Source organism: Pantoea sp. GbtcB22 (genome assembly GCF_019091025.1).
GTDB lineage: Bacteria > Pseudomonadota > Gammaproteobacteria > Enterobacterales > Enterobacteriaceae > Pantoea > Pantoea leporis.
This window is the reverse complement of sequence record NZ_JAGXKB010000575.1, coordinates 1-247: the sequence shown is the minus strand read 5'-3', so window position 1 is coordinate 247 and position 247 is coordinate 1. Positions and strand designations below refer to the sequence as shown.

Below are 247 nucleotides of genomic sequence, written 5' to 3'. Positions count from 1 at the left end.
CTCGGAACAAGGACCGTCCCGAAGCTCGCCAGGGTTTCGCGGCGAAGTGTGTCGCCTACTTGACACGTGGCATCGGCCTGATTGTGGTGGACATCGTCACCAACCGGTTAGCCAACCTGCACAACGAGGTGATCGGCCTGCTCGGCCGCGGGGAGCCCTTCTTGCTGCCGGCGGAGGCGGCCACGTATGCCGTGGCATACCGACCGTCTCGGCAGTCGACCGGCGATCAGATCGAGCTGTGGCCCAG

General features: G+C 65.2%; 1 protein-coding gene. It reads left to right on the top strand.

Annotated elements, in window-relative coordinates:
• On the top strand, nt 1-247 hold a 247-nt coding region (locus tag KVT28_RS26025; protein WP_217551154.1), incomplete at both ends, for a hypothetical protein.